Consider the following 20,744-nt stretch of genomic DNA (forward strand, 5'->3'; position numbering starts at 1 on the left):
AGGAATGAGGAGGGATGCACTTGAATGCGCCTGTGGGCCGATGTTAACGTCACGCACCCGCCGGTGATCACCACCGCGCCCCGCCGACCAAGCCCCCTCTGGTCCGGCCCCCGCGCCCAACTCCGAGGCGCCCCGTTCCCCTGTGAGCCGATCACTTCGGCCTGCCCATGTGCCCCGCGCCGTACCGCTTCCGCGCTCCCACCGAAAGGCCCCTTCCCGCATGCCCGCACAGCTCCAACTCCCGTACCCCACGACCGTTCCAGCCGCCTCACGTCCGTCGTCGCCGCTCGCGGCACCGACCTGCCCGGCGGATGCCACCGCCTCACCGGCAGGGCGGTCGGCGCTGGAGCGCCGCGCCCGGCTCACCGCCAAGCTGGCGAAGCTCGCCGCCACCGGCCAACTCGCACCCCTCGCACGACAGATCAGCACCCTCGGCGGATGCGCGCACCCGATCCGCCTGGCCGGGCACCGCACCCGCCTGGACGCCGGAACCGGCGAGGTCCTCGACCACTTCGACTCCGGCCGGCTCCCGGCGGGCGAACTGCTGGTCCGCTGCGGCAACCGCCGTGCCACCCGCTGCCCCGCCTGCTCCACCGTCTACCGCTATGACACCTACCAACTCATCGCAGCCGGACTACGCGGCGGCAAGACCGTCCCCACCAGCGTCGCCGTGCACCCGCGCGTGTTCGCCACGCTCACCGCGCCCGGCTTCGGGTCCGTCCACAACCAGCCCGACACCGGCCGCTGCCACTGCGGCCAGGTCCACGCCGACGACGACCCGCTCCTCGGCACCCCGCTCGACCCCGAGCGCTACGACTACACCGGCGCGGTCCTGTGGAACGCGCACGCCCCGGCCCTGTGGGCACGCTTCACCACCCACTTGCGGCGGGAGATAGCGAAGGCGGCGGGGCTGACGCAGCGGGACCTGCGGCACCACGCCACTCTTTCGTACGCAAAGGTCGCCGAGTACCAGAAGCGCGGCCAAGTCCACTTCCACGCCGTCATCCGCCTCGACGGACCCACAGGCCCTACCAGCCCACCACCCGCCTGGGCCACCACCCAACTCCTCGACCACGCCGTCCGCGGCGCCGCCCAACGCACCCGCGTCCACCACGAAGGCGAACCGCCGAAGCAACCGCAGCCCGCCGGGTACGTCCCCGCGTCTCCGCCCCAGGACTCAGACCGGGCGAGGCGGTTGGTGTTCCGGTTCGGGCGGCAGATCGACATCCGGGCGATCCGCAGTACGGACTTCACCGGCGGCGGCCCGGTCACCGACCGACACGTCGCCGCCTACATCGCCAAGTACGCCACCAAAGGCGCCGAGACCACCACCGGCACCCTCGACCGCCGACTCCGACTCCTCGCCGAACTCACCACCCACAACATCACCGACCACGCCCGCCGCATGATCCACACCGCCTGGCACCTCGCCACCAACCGCCGACACGCCCACCTCCGCCTGCGCCAATGGGCCCACATGCTCGGCTTCCGAGGCCACTTCTCCACCCGCACCCGCCACTACTCCACCACCCTCGCCCACCTCCGAGCCGAACGCACCGCCTGGCGAGCCGGTCAACCCGACCCCCAGACACCAGCCCCGGCATCGGCTGAGACGCAGTCTGACCAGACGGGCGGCAGTCCGGTCGGTGACCGCGCCGGACACTCCACCGACCTGGCAGCCGGTCACCGCAACATCGTCGGTCAGCACGTGGGCCCGGACACGACCTTGGTCATCTCCCACTGGCAGTACGCCGGAACCGGCCTTCTCCCCGAACTCGAACATCTCGCCGACCTCCTGACCGCGAAACGGCAGACCCGGCCCGAACAACCGACCCGAACCCGCCGCTCGGAACGCTCCGGTGACCGCCCGGGTCACTCCGCCGGTCACTCCACTGATCGGCTGACCAGCGCTGACCGGCCGGGGGCCGCCGCGTGACCGCCAGCACCGAACTCCTCACCGTCCCCCAGGTCATGGCCCGCCTCCAGCTCAGCCGCACCGCCGTCTACGACCTCATCCGCACCCGGCAACTCGCCTCCATCACCCTCGGCCGCGCCCGCCGCATCCCCACCCACGCCCTCACCGACTTCATCCGCACCCGACTCGAACAGGAAGCCGCCGCCTGATGACCACACCCCGAGACACCCCCGCCTCCCGCCGCGTGCGCGCCAACGGCGACGGAACCGTCTACCAACGCAAGGACAGCCGCTGGGAAGCCGCCGGATACGTCCTCGCCCCCGGCAACACCCGTCGCCGCGTCCGCGTCTACGGCACCACCCGGAAGGAAGCCCTGGCCAAGCTCACCGAGAAGATCGCCACCAGCAACCGCGGCCTTCCCGTCCCCTCCGCTCAAGGCAGCGTGGCCGCATACCTGACCTACTGGCTGGAGGCCGTCGCCGTCCACCAGCTACGCGAGAACACCCACACCCGCTACACCACCTGCGTCCACCGCTACCTCGTCCCCGGCCTGGGCAAGAAGAAGCTCGCCAAGCTCTCTGCCAAGGACGTTCGCACCTGGCTCAACCAGCTCCGCACCACCTGCCAGTGCTGCGTGCGCGACATCGATGCAGGGCGTGATGAGCCCCTTTGCTGCGCCGTCGGATCGTGCTGCTCCAAGCGGCTCTCTCCACTGACGCTGACCTACATCCACTCCGTACTCAAGTCCGCCCTGGAGCACTCCGTGCGCGAGGAGGAGATCCCGCGCAACGTCGCCCGCAACGTCCGCACCGGCACACCTCGCCCCCGACGCTTCGAACCCCTCACCACCGACGAAGCCCGCCAATTCCTCACAGCCGCGCGCGGACACCGACTCCATGCCCTGTTCGAACTCGCGCTCCACACCGGACTCCGCAAAGGCGAACTCCTCGGCCTGCGCTGGGAAGACCTCGACCTCGGCCGGGGCACGGCCGCCGTCCGCCGCACCTTGCAACGCACCAGCGCAGGCGGGCTCACCACGCTGCCCACCAAGACCCGGGCCTCCGAGCGCCGCATCGCCCTCCCCGCCCGCTGCCTCCAGTCGCTGAAGCACCACCGAGAGCAGCAGCAGCGCGAGCGGGATACCGCGGGCACCGCGTGGCAGCACAGCGGGTACGTGTTCGCCACGCCGCAGGGCAGGCCGATCGACCCGACCAACCTCACCCGCACCTTCACCACGCTCCTCCGCAAGGCCGACCTCCGCCGCATCCGATTTCACGACCTCAGGCACTCGACCGCGACGCTGCTCCTGGAGCAGGGAGTCGAACTCGTCGTGATCAAGGAACTCCTCGGCCACGCCCACATCGGTGTCACAGCCACCGTCTACGCCCACGTGAGGCTCCGGCTCCAGCGCCAAGCCATCGATGCTCTCGGCACCGCACTCGACGGCCTGACAAACACCGAGACAGTCAACGCCGACGGCGACGAACCACCGCCCTGCGCCGCGTCCGTCCGCTGACGTTGCCGTCAACTACTGCCGTCAAGACCCTCTGAAGCCCCACCAGACGCCGTCTGATGGGGCTTCAGATTTGCGAGTTGAACGACTACGAACCTTGGCACCCACCCAGGAACTCACGTACCGCCGAGACGCTGGTCCGCCATTCGGAGATGGAATTTCCGTCTTCATCGACAGTGAGTCGTGACCTTACTGAGGACCACGGCTCAAGAGGGTCGAAATCCCTCTCCAGCTCATCCAGGAAGATGATCGAGTTCTGGATAATCACATCTTCCCCTCGCCTATAAAGCGGCCAACAGAAGATGAAATTGCTGGCTTCCGGATTGGTGATCGAAGCAACGAGACAGGAGTCCCTTTCTTTCCCGTCGAAAATCACCTGAAGCGAATCGCGCCAACTACGCTGGTACTCCTCGATGCTCCAGTAGGACAGATCCATGTAGAACGACTCCGCGAAGTCACCAACAGTGATCCTGCCGGTCGCTCCGGCCTCTTGGAGCAAGGCGGCCGGAGGCCGATCCGATGCAACCTCGATAGAGAACGCGTCAGTTCTTGATGTAGTTGAGATCTGCATCATAGGTGCCAATCCTGTCGCCTCGACGGCTGAATACCTTCCAGCCCCCAGACACGTTGTGCCCATCGACATCGGGAGTGATGTAGTTCTTGCCGTTGAAGAATACGTCTTGTCCGTGCGAGTTGAACGGCGCCTTTTGGGGCGCAATTCTCCTGTTGTACCCCAGAGCTCCCGCGCGATCCCTTAGCGTACCGGCGTAAAGTTCTCGGTTCTGCGCACTGCGCGCGGCCACCGAATCAGGATGATAGGGGTCACCCTTCAATGCAGGAGAGGAGGTGTAGCCCTCAGGAAGATCACAGTTGCTGTTGTGAACCAGGACCGGCGTCTCGCCCGCCAGCACATAGTACGTGTGCAGGTCATCGACGGTGAAGTTGTACGTGCGAGCGTACTTGGTGAAGGGGCGGTTGCTCGTGACGATGACTGTGTTGCCCTCGTCAGTGAGCAGGGTCATGCCTGGTTCGAGGGCTGATGCGTCGATCCAGGCGTGCTCGGAGGGCGACCAGAAGGGGTGCTCGTGAGTGGCCGTGAGCTTCTCGATGCCGTCTTCCGTGGCGATGGACAGCTCGTTGAAGTACTTGTCGTGTTCCGTGACGATCAGATGGGTGACTCGTCTCGGGCCGGACTCTCCGGTTTCCGGATCGGTGGCGAGTACCTTGTCACCGACCTTCACATCCTCGATGTCCTTGGTCTTGCCGTCGGCCATGAGGACGTCGGTACCGGCCAGGAAGCACTTGAGGCAGCCCCGGGGTTTTGGCCTCGCCAGCTTTCCGCCGGGCTTCTTCCCTCCGACCATGTTGAGGATGAGATCGAAGCCGATGTTGCCGCAGATGGGACAAGTGTCAACGGTTTCGATTCCCTTGACGTGTTTCCATCCTTCGTAGAAATTCCTCAGATCCACGCAGGCGTTGTTCATGCTGAAGCTGCAGCGCTCGCGGAAATAGAGCTCCATGTTGAGCTCGTAGCTCAACCAACTGGCCCATTGCCCATTGACCCGATAGAACTGGCCGTACGTCGGGTAGTTTTGCTGGTACGCCTTCACCAGTTTCTTTGGCGGCACCGTGGAGGCACCGTTGCCAATATCCGACCACCCCTTTCCGCAGCCCGGTTGGGAGCTTCCGTAGCAATCCGAAGCGGGGTCTTTGGCGGGCTGGTATTCGTCGTTTGTTCCGTTGCTCCCAGAGCAGTAATTCGGGTAGCAAGACTCCAGGCCCGTAGGATCCGAGCGGGAAACGGGGCTGTTGTTGGAGTAGGCGTACCCGTTCATCTGAAGCGGGTCCGCGATGTTGAGGATCGGGTCCGCCGAGATGAAACGGCCCGAATTCTGGTCGTACTCGCGGGCGCCGATGTGGGTCAGGCCCGTGGTCGTGTCGTCGATGCCGACGCCGATGTAGCCGCGCTTGTTGGGCCACGACGCGGGCTTCGGGCCGCGGAGTTCGCCGTACGGCTTGAAGGCGCGGCGCGTGACCGCCTGGCCGCTCGCAAGCGCCACCGATGTGTTAGTCGTGCCGAGATGATCAGCGAGCTGAACGGACAGCTGGTGCCCCGTCGTCGCACTGTTGGTCGCGGTGCGGGTCACCATCGGGGCGCCGGACTGGGCGTAGGACCGCGACGCTCGGGTGATCGCACCCGCCCCGTCCGTCGTCACCTCCGTCTCGCCCAAGTAGAGCGTCGAGCCCGACGGAGAGTGCTCCAGGAGGCGGGTGCCAGCCGCGTCGTAGACGTACGTCGTCTTCTTGCCACCGACCGTGATCGTGTCGAGCTTGTTCTCGTGCGTCCAGGTCAGGTCCTGCGCCCCGGACGGCAGGTCGCGGAACTCGGTGTTGCCCACCAGGTCGTAGCGGTAACTGCTCTCCTTGCCCGCCGGGCTGGACCCGATAGACGTCATCGTGTGCGGCTGCTCGGGGTTGTAGCCGTACGTGAAGGTGACGCTCTTCGTCGCGTCCGTCGCGTCGCGCTCGATCATCTTGGCGCGGTTGCCGAGCCAGTCGAAGGTGAAGGACTGGTGGTAGGCGGTCGCGCCCGTGGAGACCGTGGCCGAGGCGGGGGCTGTCGCCGCCAGCGTCGATGTCAGAGAGGCGTCCGGGCTCGACGCGTCCGATGCCGTGTCCGGGGCGTCGGCCACCGGGCCGGACGAGGCCGCGTAATCGGTGCGCGGGCCCCAGGTCGTGCCGTTCGCGGACTTGCAGCCGGTGCCGTTTCCTGCCGGGGTGATGTTCGACGTCCAAGCGTTGACAAGTTCGCCCATCACGTCGTACGTGAAGCACTGCGTGTCCCACGTGTCGCCCGAAGTCTCCGACAGCTGACGCGCGTTGGACGTGATGAGACCCGACTTGTCGTACGCGTAGTAGCTGTCCGAGATGCGGTGCGGGCCGGCGGTCTCCCGGTCGGCGAGCGTGCGCTGGAGTCTGCCGGTGTGCGGGTCGACGAAGTTGGTCGTCCAGACGCGGTTGGGTTGCGAGCCGGACACCGTTCGCAGGGGCTCGCCATACGGTGAGTAGGTGACGTCGGACGTATACCAGGCGAGACCGGAGGTCGACTCGGCGAGGCCGTCCCTGTTGTAGCGGGTGACGACCTTCTCCCGTGCCAGGCCGCCCACGGAAGGCAGGGTGACCGTCCGCGGCTTGCCCGTCGGGGTGTACGTGTACTCGTACTTGTAGGTGCCAGAGACACCCGTCGTCAGGGCATTGGCCGGGATCACCGTCTCCGAGCCCGTGGGGCGATATTCGGTGTCGTAGCCCGTGACGCGGCTGATGTAGTCGCCGTTCGCGGTGTGCCTGGTCGAGGCGACCGGCTGGCCGAGCGCGCCCGGGAGGGAGTCGTAGGTGAACGACTTGACCGGAGTGGCGGTCTCCGATCCCTCACGTACGAACTTGATGCGGCCCAGGTCGTCGTACTCCGTGTACGTCGTCCTCGACTCGGCGTCGGTCACCTTGTAGGGACGGTCCGCCTCGTCGTACCAGGTGTCGGTCTTGCCCACGTCGGGGTCGGTGGTGGAGGTGACTCGGCCGCGGGCGTCGTACGTGTACGTCCATGCGTTTCCGGCCGAATCGGTGACCTTGTCGCGGTAGCCGCGGTCGTCATATCCGTAGACAGTCGTACGGCCCTGGTCCGTGCCGCTGTCGTCCTTGTAGTGGCGGATCGAGGTGACTCGGCCGAGGGCGTCTGTGAAGGTTCGGGTCCGTGGAGTCGTGGAGCCGGGCGGGTCCACGTATGTACTCGTGTCGGCGTATTCCGTCCGCGTCACGTACGCGACCCCGGGATCGTGGTACGTCGACTGCCTCACCGGCCGCCCCAGGCCGTCGTACCGGTACATGACCCGGCTCGGGATCAGCGACTTCGACTTGGGGTCGAAGAGTTCGGCGGCCGGCTCGCCCTTCGCGAGGTACGCACTGGTCTGCTCGTCGACCAGGCCATGGTCGTTGTAGGTGGTGTCCGTGACAACTCGGCCGGGGCCGTGGGCCTCCGACTGGGTCTGGACCTGGCGCATCAGGCCGTCGTAGATGGTCACCTGACGGCTGTAAGTGCCGTCGTCCTTCAGCGCCTTGGTCGTGACGGCTGCGGGCCGGGTCTCATCGGAGGTGGCGGTCGCCGGCTGGTACGCGATCTCGACGTTCGGCGACGTGCCACCCGAGGAACGGGATGGCGACCAGCCCTTCACAAAGCGGCCGAGGGCGTCGTACTCGTTGCGCGTGACCCGCCCGTTCGCGTCGGTGACGGTCAGCGCCAGGCCTCGGCCCGGATCGAAGGTCGTGGTGACGGCATGACCCTTGGCGTTGATCGCCTTCACCGACGTGACGGGGCCACCCGCGTCTGCGGGGGTGTACTGCGTCTCCGTCGTACCGGCGCCCGGCTTGGTGAGGGTGCGGATCCGGCCCAGGGGATCGTACGTCGACTTGGTGACGATCGAGTACGAGGTGCCGGTGCCGTCGATGCCGGCGGCGGAGGTGACCAGCCCCTTCGTCGGCGTCTCCCCGTACTGCAGGTTGTCGTAGCTGTTGCGTACCGCCTTGATGAGCTTCGTCGCAGGGTCGGCGGTGTCATGCGCCGCGCACGTTGTGCCCGTGGTCCGTTGTTGCTTTGGCAGGCCGATCAGCCATGCCGACGTGTTGTGCATGTACGACGTCTTGGTGCAGGTCCGGTTGGAGAAGGACTCGCCGGAGCCGTCCGGCTTGACCACGGCGGTCTCGACCTCGATCGGCACGCCGTATGTGTCGTCGACTGTCGTCAGCGTCCGGACGGCCTGCCAGCTCGACTCGACCGTCTGAATGACGTCGGTGCGCTTGACACCGCTGCGGTACGCGAGGAGCGGATCCATGTCCGTGCCGTCCTCGGCCTCGCGGGGCCGGGACGCCGTCTGCTTCGACCAGGGATAGTTGAGGGTGCGGTTCTTCGGGGTTCCCTTGTCGGAGTCGAGATAGGTCAGGCTCTCCGCCGTCATGCCGGCGTACTGCTGTGCGTCGTCGGTGACCAGTGTGTACTTGCCGCTGGAGTCCTTGACTTCGCCGCCGACGCCTTGGAAGTACCGGGTCACGGAATACGACTGCTCCTGCGTCGCCCCATCGGTCTTGCTGCCCTTGGTGACCGCCACCTGGCGGTATCCGCGCCAGACACTGTGCGTGCGCAGGGACGGGCGCGTGAACTCGTCGTCGGTCTTTGCCCAACCGGGGCCCGTGTACGTGTACCTGGTGTGGATCGGCTTGCCCCGCGAGGTGACCTTGTCGGTTTCGGTCACGGAGTCGACGACGTACTTGTTGAACCAGGACTTCGCGGGTGTCTTCTCGTCGCCGTCGGGTGACCAGCGCACCGGGTAACAGGTGTCGTTTTTCTTACCCTGGTCCTCGGCCGGAGCCGTGGCGCAGCCGCCCGTGTACTCGACCTCGATGTCACCGCCGTGCTCGGTGGCGACCGTGCCGATGCGAGGGCGGGTGAAGGGCGGGCGCTGGTCCTTCGAACCGCTCGTCACCAGGTTGGGGAGCTGGCGGTCCTGCAGACGGTCCTTCAGCGGAGACTCCGACCCGACCGTGTACTCGCCGAAGCTGACGCCGTCCTTGTGCTGGAGCGTGCCGGTCGTGTCGCCGGGAGCGAAGCCGCGGCGGGTGATCGAGTTCAGCCAGAGGCCGGGGGACGAGTAGTACCAGTCCTCCGGGAAGGACTGATGGAGTTCGTAGGTGTCCACCTTGCCCAGGCCGCTCTGGCCGGCGCGGGTCGCCTTCGTCGTCACCGAGTCCAGGCGCATCTGCGTCCAGAAGGAGGGGAAGGCCGGGCACAGCTTCGAAGTGGACTTGCAGTTGAGGTTGCCGGGGGTGTCCCACCAGGGGCGGTACTCGCCCTGGTCGTTGGTCTTGGCGAAGTTCGCCGCGTCACATGCCGTGGCCGACTTCAGGCAGCGCTGCGCCACGCCGAACTCGACCGTCGCGGACGGCTTGGTGAGGTCCGAACGCATGCCGTACTCGATGGTCGTCGGGTAGGCGTAACGGTCGTACTGCTCGGGGGACTTGAACTTCTTCTTTACGGCGTAGTGGTTCGTCTCCTGCTTCCACGTGACGACCAGCGTGTTGCCGTGCACGTCGACGACCTTGTCCAGACCCCAGCGCCAGGCCTGCTTCTTGCCGGCACCGCAGCGGGAGTCGGCGAAGGCGGTGGCGTGGCAGGGCTCGCCGGGGTGGTTGCCGAAGACGGGGACGGTGGAGACCGAGTTGGTGTCGGCGTGACCACCGCCCACCTGGTTGAGGCCGTAGTAGTACCTGGTGCCGTCCGTGGTCGTGACGATCCAGTACTCGCCGTTGTTGTCGCCGTTGGTGCCGCCCGTACGGCGCTCGATCCGGGTGCCGTCGTCGCTCGCGGGACGGTAGATCTCCGTGTCGGTCTCGGGGTTGCTGCCGGCGGCCGCGTCCCGCACCAGCTCGGTCGTCTTACCGCCCAGCGACATCACCGCGTTGTACGACACCCAGCACAGATCGGACGTCTTGTCCTTCTTGGCCGTGTTGTTGGCGGTGCCGGACTTCATCTTCTTGCGGTCGTCCTGGCAGGAGCGGTACCGGCGTTCGATGTGACCGGCGTCGTAGTCCCAGCCCTCACCGATCCAGGAGGCCTGGGGGGAGGTGACCGCCGTACGGCCGTCCACCGACTGGGAGTTGTAGGTGAAGGTGACGTTGGGAGACGGGCCGGCGGGGGCGGCCGGGATCGTCAGCGGGTACGACCAGCTGAACGCGCCGGAGGAGCCGCCCGCCTCCCATTTGCCATTGGAGGCCAGGGGCGTGGCCTTGAACGTGCCGCCCGCGCCGCCGCCGGAGTCGACCGCGCCGACGACGGCGGAGTCGCCGGTGGCGGCGACCGGGGTTACAGAGGTGGTGTAGGAGGCCTGGGCGATGGACGGCCGGTCGGATTCCGCGGACTTGGTGGCCGAGGCCGGGGTGACCGTCCCGTCCGCCGCCGTGTCGACCGTCGCCGTGATCGACTGGGTCTTGGTGTCGTTGACCGTCTCCAGTTCCTCGTACTCCTGGCACGCCTCGACGTCGGGCGTCGTCAGATAGCACTCGGGGAACTGGACGAAGCGCAGCCGGGAGGCCCAGTCGGCACCGTAGAGGTTCTTGAACTTGGCGTAGTCGAGCTTGACCGAGATCGGGACCGAACCGGTCGCCGGGGCCTGGACCTTGACGACGGCACCGTCGACGCCCTGGGAGACAGCGGCGGTGCGGTCGTAGACCTGGACGTCCCAGGTGCCCGTGGGGGCCGCCTGGTCCGGGGCCTGGCCGAGGCTGACGGGGAGGTCGTCGACAGGGGTGAGGTCTGCCTGCTGAGCGGTGGCACTGGCCTGGGTCGCACTCGCCGTCGAGCCAAAGGTGACCGAGCCGATGTCGGGAGCCGGCGGCGTGGCCGTGCCTGTTGGGGCCCGTTCCAGGTCCGCGGGGACCTCGGTCTTCAGGGTCTCCAGGTCCTTGCTGACGACATCGCCCGCGACGGTCTCTTCCTGGTCGAGAGCCTCCAGGTCCAGCGTCTCGCGGCCCTTTTCGGCAACCGTCGGGTCGGGTGGCAGAGCCAGCGAGGTTGCGGGGAGCAGGCCCACGAGCAGGGCGGCGCTGATCGAGGGCACGAGGACCGTGCGTAGGCAGCGCAGCCGACGACGACGGACATGCGAGAAGCGACCGAACACGGCGAGGTCCCCCCGGACCACTCAAGGCGGGCCAGGAACAGACCACGCGTGATGGCGTATCAGATTCGGAGATTCTGTGTCGCCCTTGCGAAGTTCCGCTAGATCACTTGTACGGATGTGATGATCGCCACGGTGCGTAACGCGATGTAACGGCCAGTGAAGCAGGAAGTCGCATAAACCCGAGGTAAGGGAAGCCGTAACCCGTCCGCCATCAACCAGGCATTCCAGCGGGCCTCTCTCAAATGACCTCCAAATCAAGGCCACTTCCAGATGCTTTGATCCGCTTCACCCGAATCGGTGGGCCAGACACAGCAGTTATCCTCCCGCGTGTCCAACTCCCTTTACGGACTCATCCGTTGATCGACTCAATCGGCCCCGCCCCGTGCAAAGCGTGACGGCGGCTCACTGATGAGCCATCATCGGCTGGCCCGGCCGGGCCCTGTCTCGAGCCGGTTCCAAGGGGGGAAGGGGAAGTCGCCCGATGACGCGCAAGGAGCGCAACTGGCGTCGTGTGCCCGGAAGACGGACCACAGCCGCCGTACTGACCGTGACGCTCGCCGCGACCGGTATCACCTTCGTCAGCCTCGGTCTGGACGGCCCCGGCTCGCGCGACAGGTCGGGGGATGACCGGAACGCGAAGCCGGTCACCGAGGCCGCCGCGATCAGGCGCGCCGCGAAGACGGGCAAGTCCGTCGAGGTCACCGAGCTGCGCACCGCGCACTCCACCACATGGGCGCGGCCCGGCGGAACCATGGCCAAGAAGCTGTATGCCTCTCCGATCCGGGCCAAGGTGGGCGGTGAGTGGAAGGACATCGACTACGACCTCCACCGCACCGATGACGGCTGGGTGCCCGGGGCCACCAACACGCGGGTGGTGTTCTCGGCCGGCTCGAAGGCACAGGGGGCAGAAAGGCGGGACCAGCGTGCCTCCCGTTCCGGCGTCCACCGAGTCTCCCTGGTCAAGGGCGTACGGAGTGCCACCGACGCCGAGACTGCGAGCCCTCTGGTCGCCCTTACCGTTGACGGCCACACCATCCAGCTCACCTGGCCGGGCACGGTCCCCACCCCGATCATCGACGGCTCGCGCGCGCTGTACCCGGAGATCTTCCCCGGCGCCGACCTCGTCCTGACCGCCGACGACGACGGGTTCGCCCAGCTGCTCGTCCTCAAGAACCGGCAGGCCGCGGCCGATCCACGAGCCAAACAACTCACCTATGGCATCACGTCCGCAGACCTGGCCTTCCGCCTCGACCCGATCACCGGCGTCCTGGCCGCCGAGAACGGCGACGGCGACGAGGTCGCGATGTCGCCCACACCCTTGATGTGGGACAGCAGCGGCTCCCCGGCGGTCACCGACGGCGAGGTCGGCGCCACCGCGCAGCCGACCTCGTCGGAGAGCCCCGAGCCCAGCGACTCGACCACCGAGCAACCCAGCGACAACCCGAGCCCCACCGACGAACTCATCGAGACCGACGAGCAGGGCGACACCACCCCCGAGACACTCCCGGCGGCCGCCGATGATCCCGCCCCCGCGGTCTCGGAGTCCCCCCTGCCGTCCGCCCCGGCCGAGCCGACGCCTGCGCCGACGCGGAGCGGGTCGGCGGCCACGCTCAGCCTGCCCGGGCTCGACGGCCCCTCACCGGACTCGCGCGGTGAGCTGGTCGAAACCGATCTGTCCGGAGGGAACTGGGTACTCACCCCCGACCAGGCATTCCTCAACGACTCTGCGACCAAGTACCCCGTCTTCGTCGACCCGTCGGTGAAGAAGCACGTCCAGAACTGGACCACCGCGTACAGCCGCCACCCCAACGCCACCTTCTACAACGGCAAGGGCTTCAACAAAGGCGGTACGCACGAGGCCCGGGTCGGCTTCGAGTCGGACACCTGGGGCACCTCGCGCTCGTACTTCAACATCGCCTTCGACAAGGACCTCAAGGGCACGCAGATCAAGAGTGCCAAGCTGTACATGCTGGAGACGTACTCCTGGTCGTGCAGCGCCCGCGCGATGAGTGTGCACGTCACCGGAAAGATCAACGGGCGTACCAACTGGAAGAACGCGCCCAAGCTGCACGACGGCAACAAGGTCGCGACCAAGAGCTTCGCCCATGGCTACAAGTCCGGGTGCCGGGACGCGTGGGAGTCGTTCGACGTCAAGAAGGCCGCGCAGCAGCGTGCCGACAAGGGCGCCGACACCCTCACGCTCGGCATGCGGGCCCGGGACGAGAACTCGCAGTACGCGTGGAAGAAATTCCAGGCCAACGGTGATTTCCCGCCCGTCGTGGACCTTGAGTACAACCGCAGACCGGCCGTGGTTCCCGGGTCGCTCGACCTCGGCCCCGACGCCAGGTGCACCACCACCGAGCCGTATGTGCGCATGGGGTCCGGAAGCCTCACCTTCACCGCGAAGGCGTCCGACAAGGATGCGAACCTGGACTTCTTCGACTTCGACCTTTGGCCCACGGGCAAGTGGGACAGCACCGGCGATCTGCTCGGCTCCGTCGGCAAGGTCCTGGTGGGCAAGGACAAGGGTCTCGCGCTGAAGACCACCCCTGGCTTCTCCACCGGCAAGCTGACGAACGGCACGGTTTACTCGTGGCGGGTGCAGGCCCGCGACGACGGGAGACTCACCTCCGGTTATCACCCGGCCAAGACGCCCTGCCGGTTCGTCCTCGACACCGCCGCGCCCAAGCCGCCCAAGGTCAGCTCCACCGACTTCCCCAACGCGGACCGCGCCGAGAACGGCTTCGGCAGCGGAGGCGAGGACTCCGTGTGGAGCACCAAGAAGTTCGGTACGCCCGGCTCCTTCACTGTGCGTGCCCTGAACACGGACGTCGTGCGCTACGAGTACGGCTTCAACGCGCCCAGCTACCCGTTCCACCTGAACCGCACAGCAGGTACGGCAACGAGTGTCAGCGCCATCCTGGCGAACGCCAAGCCAACGACCGCCGGCCCCAACGTGCTGTACGTCCGGGCCGTGGACGGCGCGGGCAACGTGTCCCAGCCGACGAAGTACCTCTTCTACGTCACCCCTCGCGACCAGGCCGACGCACCCGGCGACTTCACCGGTGACAAGCTGCCCGACCTGATGGTGGTCACCCAGGCGGGCGACCTCGCCCTGTACCCGTCCCAGGCCGTCAGCGACCTCACCAAGGGCTCCGGCGATCTGGACCACTCGATGCCCGGGGCCTACCAGGCCAATCGGAAGAAGGACCCGAACGGCGACAACCTACCGCCGTACGAAGGCGCACCCTCCGGTCACTTCAAGGGCGCTCTGATCACCCACAACGGCGACATCTACGGCGGTGACGGCCTCCAGGACCTCGTCGTCCGGCTCGGCGACAAGCTGTGGGTGTACCCCGGTGACGGGTACGGAGCGGTCAACATCGACAAGCGGGTGGAGATCCTGCTGCCGGACGGTGCGCCCAGCCCGGCGAGTCTGACCCAGTTCGTCTCCGCGGGCGACGCCACCGGCGACGGCCGGACGGACTTCTTCGCCACCATCGGCGACGAGCTGTGGATCTTCACCGGCTACCACGGGGCGACCATCGACCAGGCGACCCGGCTGTGGTCATCGGGCTGGGTGGCACGCGACCTCGTCACCGTGCAGGACATCTCGGGCGACGGAGTCACCGACCTCGTCTACCGGTCCGACCCCGCGGCCAAGCTGATACTCCGCAAGGGCATCGCCGACAGCGCGGGCGGAGTCGACCTGGATTCGCTGGCTTCCGCCGGGGACTCCGCGGGCGGCAACGACAGCGACTACGGTTCCGCCGGCTGGTCGGTCGCCAACGTTCCCCTGCTGATCGGAACACCGGATGCCAATGGGGACTCCATCCCCGACGTCTGGACCATTCGTTCCGACGGTTCGGTCCGCTTCTACGCGGGCGGCAGGACGACGCTCCCGGGCTCCGGCACGGAGATCGTCGGCGCCAGCAAATACTGGAAGAACCGGATCGCCATCGGCTGAGGGCACGGTCACGGCGAGGGGAGGGCCGACCGCAGTGCGCGGTCGGCCCTCCCCCTTGTCTGCGTGCCGGTGCCGAGCGGGTTCCCTACCTCGGAGGACCTGGGCGTCGATTGATGGTCGTCAGGTCGATCTCGATGTCGAAGGGGACGGTGACCTTGAGGCAGTCGTGGAAGATGCCGGTGAGGGCGTACGACTTCGTGGCCGGGTCGAGTTCGTAGACGTAAGCGACAGGGAGGCCCTTGTCCTCGTCCTGTTCCACCCGCCAGAAGTGCCGGACACCTGCCGCGGCGTACTTGCGTGGTTTGACGTCGCGGTCGCGTTCGAAGGAGTCGACTGAGACGACCTCGACAACAAGCACGATGTCTTCCGGTTTGTACCAAGTCCGCTTGGGCCCGGTGTTCGCTTCCAGGGGGAAGACAAGGACATCCGGCCCCGGCCGGTTCCTGATATCCAGCTTGATTGTCATCTCTCGGATGACATCGAGATAGTCCGGTGCTTGCTCCAGAAGCGCGTTCTCCAGCAAACGCATGCATCGCGAGTGGAACCGAGTCTGCGGACTCCAGAAAACGAGACTCCCGTCGATCAACTCCGTGTGCGGCGGGAGGCCCGGGATCCGGTCGAGGTCGTCGGCGGCCCAGCCTTCGGGGGGCGGGATCGGCCAGCGGTACTCCGGCTCGCCGTCGAGTCCATCGTCCGGTTCGCTGTCGGATACGGGGCCCATGGCTGCTCCCATGCGACGGAGTCTCGACTGCTCCCGCAGCGTACCCAGCACGGATGACGGATGGCTCAGCCCAACGAGTGACCAGCTCACGGGACACCCGTTCGGGAGTCGCCGGAGGGTCTAATCTGACGACATGTCAGATGATGAGTCGTACGAACTGCTCGGGTTCGACAACGTCCTGCTGCCGGTCGGGGACCTCGGCGAAGCGGTCGGCTTCTATGAGCGGGCCGGGTTCGAGGTGGCATTTCGACTGGACGAGGCGGAGATCGCCCTACTGAAGGTGGGCAAGGAGACGCCCGGAGTGCTACTCCGGGTCGAGGAGGAACTGCGGCACCGGCCGCCCATGTGGGCCTCGGCGCGGGTGTGGCTGGAGGTGCGGGACGCACGGGCCGCCGCGCGGGCCCTCGCGGCGGCCGGGGTGCAGCCCCTCGATCCGCCGTTTCCCGTCGCCACCGGGTGGACCGTGGAGTTCGCGGATCCGTGGGGGAACGTCATCGGGCTCACGGACTACAGCAAGCGGCCGGAGTTGGCGCGCACCACGTGAGCGTGACACCGGCTGCCCTCACCCGAGCCACCACTCGCTTGAACACGTTCAAAAACAGCGCTACAGTCTCACCACAGCGTTTTGAACGTGTTCAAGAAGGGGTGGGGGCATGGACCTCACGGTCGTCGCATACGTCATCTATCTGCTGGTCAGCGTGGGGCTGACCGTCTGGGTGGCGCGGACGTTGAGCAGGAACGGGCGGATCTTCCTCGCGGATGTACTGCGGGGGAACGAGAAGCTCGCGGACGCGGTGAACCATCTGCTGGTCGTCGGGTTCTATCTCGTGAACCTGGGGTTCGTGGCGCTGTACCTGAACACGGACGGGGCGATCGACAGCCCGCGTGAGGTGTTCGAGGCGGTCTCGGCGAAGCTCGGGGTCGTATTGCTGGTGCTCGGCGCGCTGCACCTCGGGAACGTGTTCGTGCTGAACAAGTTCCGGCGGCGGGGGGTCATGGAGCGGGAGCAGGTGCCGCCGGTCGCGCCGCAGGGCTGGGTCACTCCCGGAGTTCCCGGGGCTCCCGCGGCCCCTCCGGTCGGGGCGTGACGTCGATGGTGGCCGCAGTCGAAGCCACCGGGGGCCGGGGCGCCGAGCGTGTCCCGGTCAGCCCGGTCACGCCGATCGCCCCAGTCACCCCAGTTGTCCCCGTCCGCGGGCTCACCGTCCTGTACGACGCCCAGTGCGGCCTCTGCGCCTTCGTACGGGACTGGCTGGGGCGGCAGCGGCAGCTCGTGCCGTTGCGGTTCGTGCCGGCCGGGTCCGAGGAGGCCCGGTGGCGGTTTCCCTCGCTCGATCATCGGGCGACTCTGGAGGAGATCACCGTTGTCGGGGACGGCGGACAGATCTATCGCGGGTCGGCGGCCTGGATCGTCTGTCTGTGGGCGCTGCGCGGGCACCGACCGCTCGCCCACCGGCTGAGTACCCCGTCAGGGGCGCGGTTGGCCCGGGGCGCGGTGCTCGCCGCCGCGAAGTGGCGGGGGGCGCACCGGCCGCCCGGCAGGATCGGCGGGGCCGAGTTGGAGGGGTGGGAGTACGACCGGCGGTCCGGGTGGACGTACTCCCCGGCCGACGGCTGTGGAAGCGGCACCTGCCCGACTCGTTAGGCTCTGCCCGTGCCCGCAGTGAACGACAGCCTCAGCCCGCAGCCCGGAACCGAGCCCTCGTCGGCGGCGGAGCCCTCGGCCGCCCGAGGCGACGCGGAGTCCGGCGGCCCCAGGGACGGCGCGGAGCAGCCCGGCCCCAAGGGCTCCGCCAAGTCCGAGCAGACCCGCGCGCTCATCCTGGAGACCGCGTTGCGGCTCTTCCAGGAGCGCGGGTACGACAAGACGACCATGCGGGCCATCGCCAAGGAGGCCGGGGTCTCCGTCGGGAACGCGTACTACTACTTCGCGGGCAAGGAGCACCTGATCCAGGGCTTCTACGACCGGATCGGCGCCGAGCACCTGGCGGCGGTGCGGCCGGTACTGGAGCGGGAGAAGGACCTGGAGGCGCGGATCGCCGGGGTGCTGAAGGTGTGGCTGGACGTGGCGGAGCCATACCACGAGTTCGCGGCCCAGTTCTTCAAGAACGCCGCCGACCCGGACAGCCCTCTCAGTCCCTTCTCCCCCGAGTCGCAGGGGCCGCGCGAGGAGGCCATCAACCTCCACCGCGAGGTGCTGGCCGGAGCCAAGGCCAAGGTGCCGGACGAACTCCGGGACGTCCTCCCCGAGTTGATGTGGCTCTCCCAGATGGGGCTCGTGCTGTATTGGGTGTTCGACCGGACTGAGGGGCGCGAGCGCAGCTACCGGCTCGCCGAACGCGGCGCGCGGCTGACGACCAGGGGGGTCTCGCTGGCACGGTTCCGGGTGCTGCGGCCGCTCGTCCATGAGGTGCACGAGCTGTTCACGGACTTCCTGCCAGGGATGACGAAGGTGCTGCCGGATCCGGGGGGCAAGGGGCAGGGCGGGTGATCACTAAGTCCCGGTACGGCTCGGGGTGATGGCTTGAAAGCGACGGTGACACTGCCGCGGCCACAGTAAGCCCGTGGCGTCACAGCACCCCCACCAACGCCCACACCGTCTTCCCGTGCCGCCCTCGACTCCACACCCCCCACGCGACCGCCAGATGCTCCACGAGAAGCAGCCCCCGCCCGGTCTCCTCCCACTCCCCCACCTCCCGCAGCCGAGGCACGGCCATCCCCTCGTCCGACACCTCCACGAGACAGGACCCGTCCGCCAGCGCGGTCACCGCCACCTCGAACTCCCGCTCCAGCAACGGCCCGTGGCGTACGACATTGGTCGCCAGCTCCGACACGACGAGGACCACGTCCTCCAGCGCCGGGTCACCGTCGCCGTGCCCCCAGGCCGCCAGGTGATCCCGTACGCGTCGCCGGGCGAGCCCCACGGACGCCGGATGGCGGGGCAGCCGGAAGGAGTTGCGTCTCAACACGTTTGCTCCTCACGCCAACCACGTCCCCGACACACGAAGATGCGGTGCGTGAGCGCTCTCTGTCACTCCCGCGAAGGTCGCTCCCGCGACTTCGCGTCAGCTGTCACAGGACGCCTGTCATATCCACTTCGAGCCACGGCGGATCCGCGGCCGATTCGCGGCTGACCCGCGGCCGATTCGCGGCTGACCCGCGGCTGATCCACGGCTGATCCACAGCTGATCCACAGCTGATCCACGGCTGATCCGCGGCTGATCCACGGCCGTCATATCCATTCCAGCCTCCACAGCCGGAACACGCCGGTCCCGTCCGACAGATGCTGCGCCCCGCCGACGTCCTCGGTGCTGAGGACGTACTCGTTGCGCTGCCACAGCGGAATCAGCGGCACGTCCTGCGCCACGACCTCCTGCAGTTGCCGGAATGCGGCCGCGGCCCCGCTGCGGTCCTCGTAGCGGCGGCTGTCCTGGATGAGCCGGTCGGCCACCCCGCTGCTGTAGCCGTTCTTGAGGGAGCCGCCGGTGCCGACGAGGGGCCCGCTGAAGGCGTCGGGGTCGGGGTAGTCGGCGACCCGGCCGACGGCGTACGCGTCCAGTTCCCCGGCGGCGTAACGCCGCTGGAAGTCCGTCCGCTCGTACGCCTTCGTCGTGACCGCGAACAGCCCGCTCGCCTCCAGCTGGGACTTCAGCTCGGCGGCCTCGGCGGCGGCCGACTCCCGGCCTTCTGCGTATCCGTAGGTGAGGCGCACCGGCATGTCCACCCCGGCCGCGTCGAGCAGTTCGCGGGCCCGCTGGGGGTCGGGCTTGGGGTACGTGTCGAAGAACGAGGTCGTGTGCCCCGTGACGCCGGTCGGGATCAGCGAGTACAGCGGGTCGGTGGTGCCCCCGTAGACGTCGGCGACCAGCTTCTCCCGGTTGACCAGCGAGGCCAGCGCCTGCCGTACCCGGCGGTCCTGAAGGGGCGAGCTCGCACGTACGTCGAGGACCAGATTGCGGGTCTCGGTGCTGTCGGCCTCCGTCACCCGCTGGTCGGGGGCGCCGGCCGTCAGCCCGGCCGGCACGGTGGACGGCAGTGCCCGTGTGGCGACGTCGACCTGCCGCGCCGTCCACGCCGCCTCCAGCGCCGCCGAGTCCTCGTAGTAGCGCACGAGGACGGGGCCGCCGGTGTCCTGGACGGCGCCCTGGTAGGCGTCGTTGGGCCGCAGGCCGGCCTGCTTGTCCTTCTCGTACGAGGTCAGGACGTACGGTCCGGTTCCGTCGGCGCCGCCGTCGGTGCGCAGCCGGTCTGTCGGGTACTTCGTGCGGTCGACGATCGCCCCGGCGCCGGTGGCCAGCTTGAACGGGAACGTGGCGTCCGGCACGGAGAGGCGGAAGCTGACGGACAGTCCGCTCGCGCTGACCGACTGGACGGTGTCGAGCAGCGAGGCGGGGCCGGCGTCGGAGTTGATGCGCAGGACCCGTTCGAAGGAGTACTTCACATCCAGGCCGGTCATCGTGCGCCCGCTCGGGAACGTCAGCCCGTCCCGCAGGGTGCAGCGGTAGACGGTGAGCGCGTTGCCGACGAACTCGCAGCTCCGGGCCGCGTCAGGGACGGGGGTGGCGGCGCCCGGTTCGAACGTCAGCAGCGACTGGAAGACATTGCCGAACAGGGCCCAGGAGCCGGCGTCGTACGCCCCGGCCGGGTCGAGCGAGGTGATCGTGTCGGTCGTGCCGACCGTGATCGTCCTGTTCTCGTCCCGCTGGGCCGGCATGAGCTGCCAGCCGCCCACCGCCGCGATCGCCAGCACCAGCAGCGACGCGAGAATCCGCAAGCGAACCGACTGCACGGCGCCCCTCCCAAGACCCCCACCCGGTCCACGACGCACAGTGGTTGCGAGGTGGCGCGGATCACCTAACCACAGGGGTTTGTGTGGGGGGAAGAGGGATCTTGTTTAGTTGATA

At 67.8% G+C, this 20,744-nt stretch carries 13 protein-coding genes; 8 read left to right on the forward strand and 5 right to left on the reverse strand.

All coding sequences use genetic code 11. The annotated features are described in order from the left end of the window. The first annotated feature begins 220 nt into the window (after nucleotides 1–220). The 3 genes from CES90_RS07235 to CES90_RS07245 are packed head-to-tail and all read left to right on the forward strand — an operon-like array spanning nucleotide 221 to nucleotide 3,431. Nucleotides 221–1,936, forward strand: coding sequence for a replication initiator (locus CES90_RS07235; RefSeq protein ID WP_189782321.1), 1,716 nt, complete (start codon nucleotides 221–223; stop codon nucleotides 1,934–1,936). Continuing rightward, nucleotides 1,933–2,124: a helix-turn-helix domain-containing protein gene (locus CES90_RS07240; protein ID WP_189782320.1), complete on the forward strand. Its 192-nt coding sequence runs from the start codon at nucleotides 1,933–1,935 to the stop codon at nucleotides 2,122–2,124. The genes CES90_RS07235 and CES90_RS07240 overlap by 4 nt, the downstream gene beginning before the upstream one ends. Further along, nucleotides 2,124–3,431, forward strand: a complete 1,308-nt coding sequence (locus tag CES90_RS07245; RefSeq protein ID WP_189782319.1) for a tyrosine-type recombinase/integrase — start codon at nucleotides 2,124–2,126, stop codon at nucleotides 3,429–3,431. The genes CES90_RS07240 and CES90_RS07245 overlap by 1 nt, the downstream gene beginning before the upstream one ends. Before the next feature lie 85 nt (nucleotides 3,432–3,516). Here CES90_RS07245 and CES90_RS07250 read toward each other — a convergent pair whose 3' ends face one another. Next, nucleotides 3,517–4,002 carry a hypothetical protein gene (locus CES90_RS07250; RefSeq protein WP_229913739.1) on the reverse strand — a complete coding sequence of 162 codons (486 nt, stop codon included), beginning with the start codon at nucleotides 4,000–4,002 and terminating at the stop codon, nucleotides 3,517–3,519. After that, nucleotides 3,971–11,092 (reverse strand): polymorphic toxin-type HINT domain-containing protein, encoded by a 7,122-nt coding sequence (locus CES90_RS07255; RefSeq protein ID WP_229913738.1) that lies wholly within the window; start codon nucleotides 11,090–11,092, stop codon nucleotides 3,971–3,973. Before CES90_RS07255 ends, CES90_RS07250 begins: the two co-directional genes overlap by 32 nt. A gap of 541 nt (nucleotides 11,093–11,633) precedes the next feature. Here CES90_RS07255 and CES90_RS07260 point away from each other — a divergent pair. After that, the gene (locus CES90_RS07260; RefSeq protein ID WP_189782317.1) at nucleotides 11,634–15,119 is read left to right on the forward strand and encodes a DNRLRE domain-containing protein; all 3,486 of its coding nucleotides are present in this window, start codon (nucleotides 11,634–11,636) and stop codon (nucleotides 15,117–15,119) included. 85 nt (nucleotides 15,120–15,204) lie between these two features. On the opposite strand, the gene CES90_RS07265 is transcribed toward CES90_RS07260, so the two are convergent. Next, nucleotides 15,205–15,840, reverse strand: a complete 636-nt coding sequence (locus CES90_RS07265) for a Uma2 family endonuclease (protein WP_189782316.1) — start codon at nucleotides 15,838–15,840, stop codon at nucleotides 15,205–15,207. 133 nt (nucleotides 15,841–15,973) lie between these two features. Here CES90_RS07265 and CES90_RS07270 point away from each other — a divergent pair, with 133 nt between their 5' ends. From CES90_RS07270 to CES90_RS07285, 4 genes are all read left to right on the forward strand, one after another. After that, complete coding sequence (locus CES90_RS07270) at nucleotides 15,974–16,384, forward strand: VOC family protein (protein ID WP_189782315.1); 411 nt, start codon at nucleotides 15,974–15,976, stop codon at nucleotides 16,382–16,384. Nucleotides 16,385–16,493: 109 nt separating this feature from the next. Next, nucleotides 16,494–16,928 carry a hypothetical protein gene (locus CES90_RS07275; protein WP_189782314.1) on the forward strand — a complete coding sequence of 145 codons (435 nt, stop codon included), beginning with the start codon at nucleotides 16,494–16,496 and terminating at the stop codon, nucleotides 16,926–16,928. A gap of 5 nt (nucleotides 16,929–16,933) precedes the next feature. After that, nucleotides 16,934–17,485, forward strand: coding sequence for a thiol-disulfide oxidoreductase DCC family protein (locus CES90_RS07280; RefSeq protein ID WP_189782428.1), 552 nt, complete (start codon nucleotides 16,934–16,936; stop codon nucleotides 17,483–17,485). A gap of 174 nt (nucleotides 17,486–17,659) precedes the next feature. Then, a complete protein-coding gene (locus CES90_RS07285; protein ID WP_189782427.1) occupies nucleotides 17,660–18,331 on the forward strand; it encodes a TetR family transcriptional regulator in 672 nt (223 codons plus the stop codon). A 79-nt stretch (nucleotides 18,332–18,410) separates the two neighbouring features. Here the strand turns inward: CES90_RS07285 and CES90_RS07290 are convergent, their stop codons facing one another. Both CES90_RS07290 and CES90_RS07295 read right to left on the reverse strand, forming a co-directional pair. After that, nucleotides 18,411–18,809, reverse strand: a complete 399-nt coding sequence (locus CES90_RS07290; RefSeq protein ID WP_189782313.1) for an ATP-binding protein — start codon at nucleotides 18,807–18,809, stop codon at nucleotides 18,411–18,413. 263 nt (nucleotides 18,810–19,072) lie between these two features. After that, complete coding sequence (locus CES90_RS07295) at nucleotides 19,073–20,629, reverse strand: ABC transporter substrate-binding protein (protein ID WP_229913736.1); 1,557 nt, start codon at nucleotides 20,627–20,629, stop codon at nucleotides 19,073–19,075. Nucleotides 20,630–20,744: the final 115 nt, after the last annotated feature.

The sequence above is a fragment of the Streptomyces capitiformicae genome (genome assembly GCF_002214185.1).
Classification (GTDB): Bacteria; Actinomycetota; Actinomycetes; order Streptomycetales; family Streptomycetaceae; genus Streptomyces; species Streptomyces capitiformicae.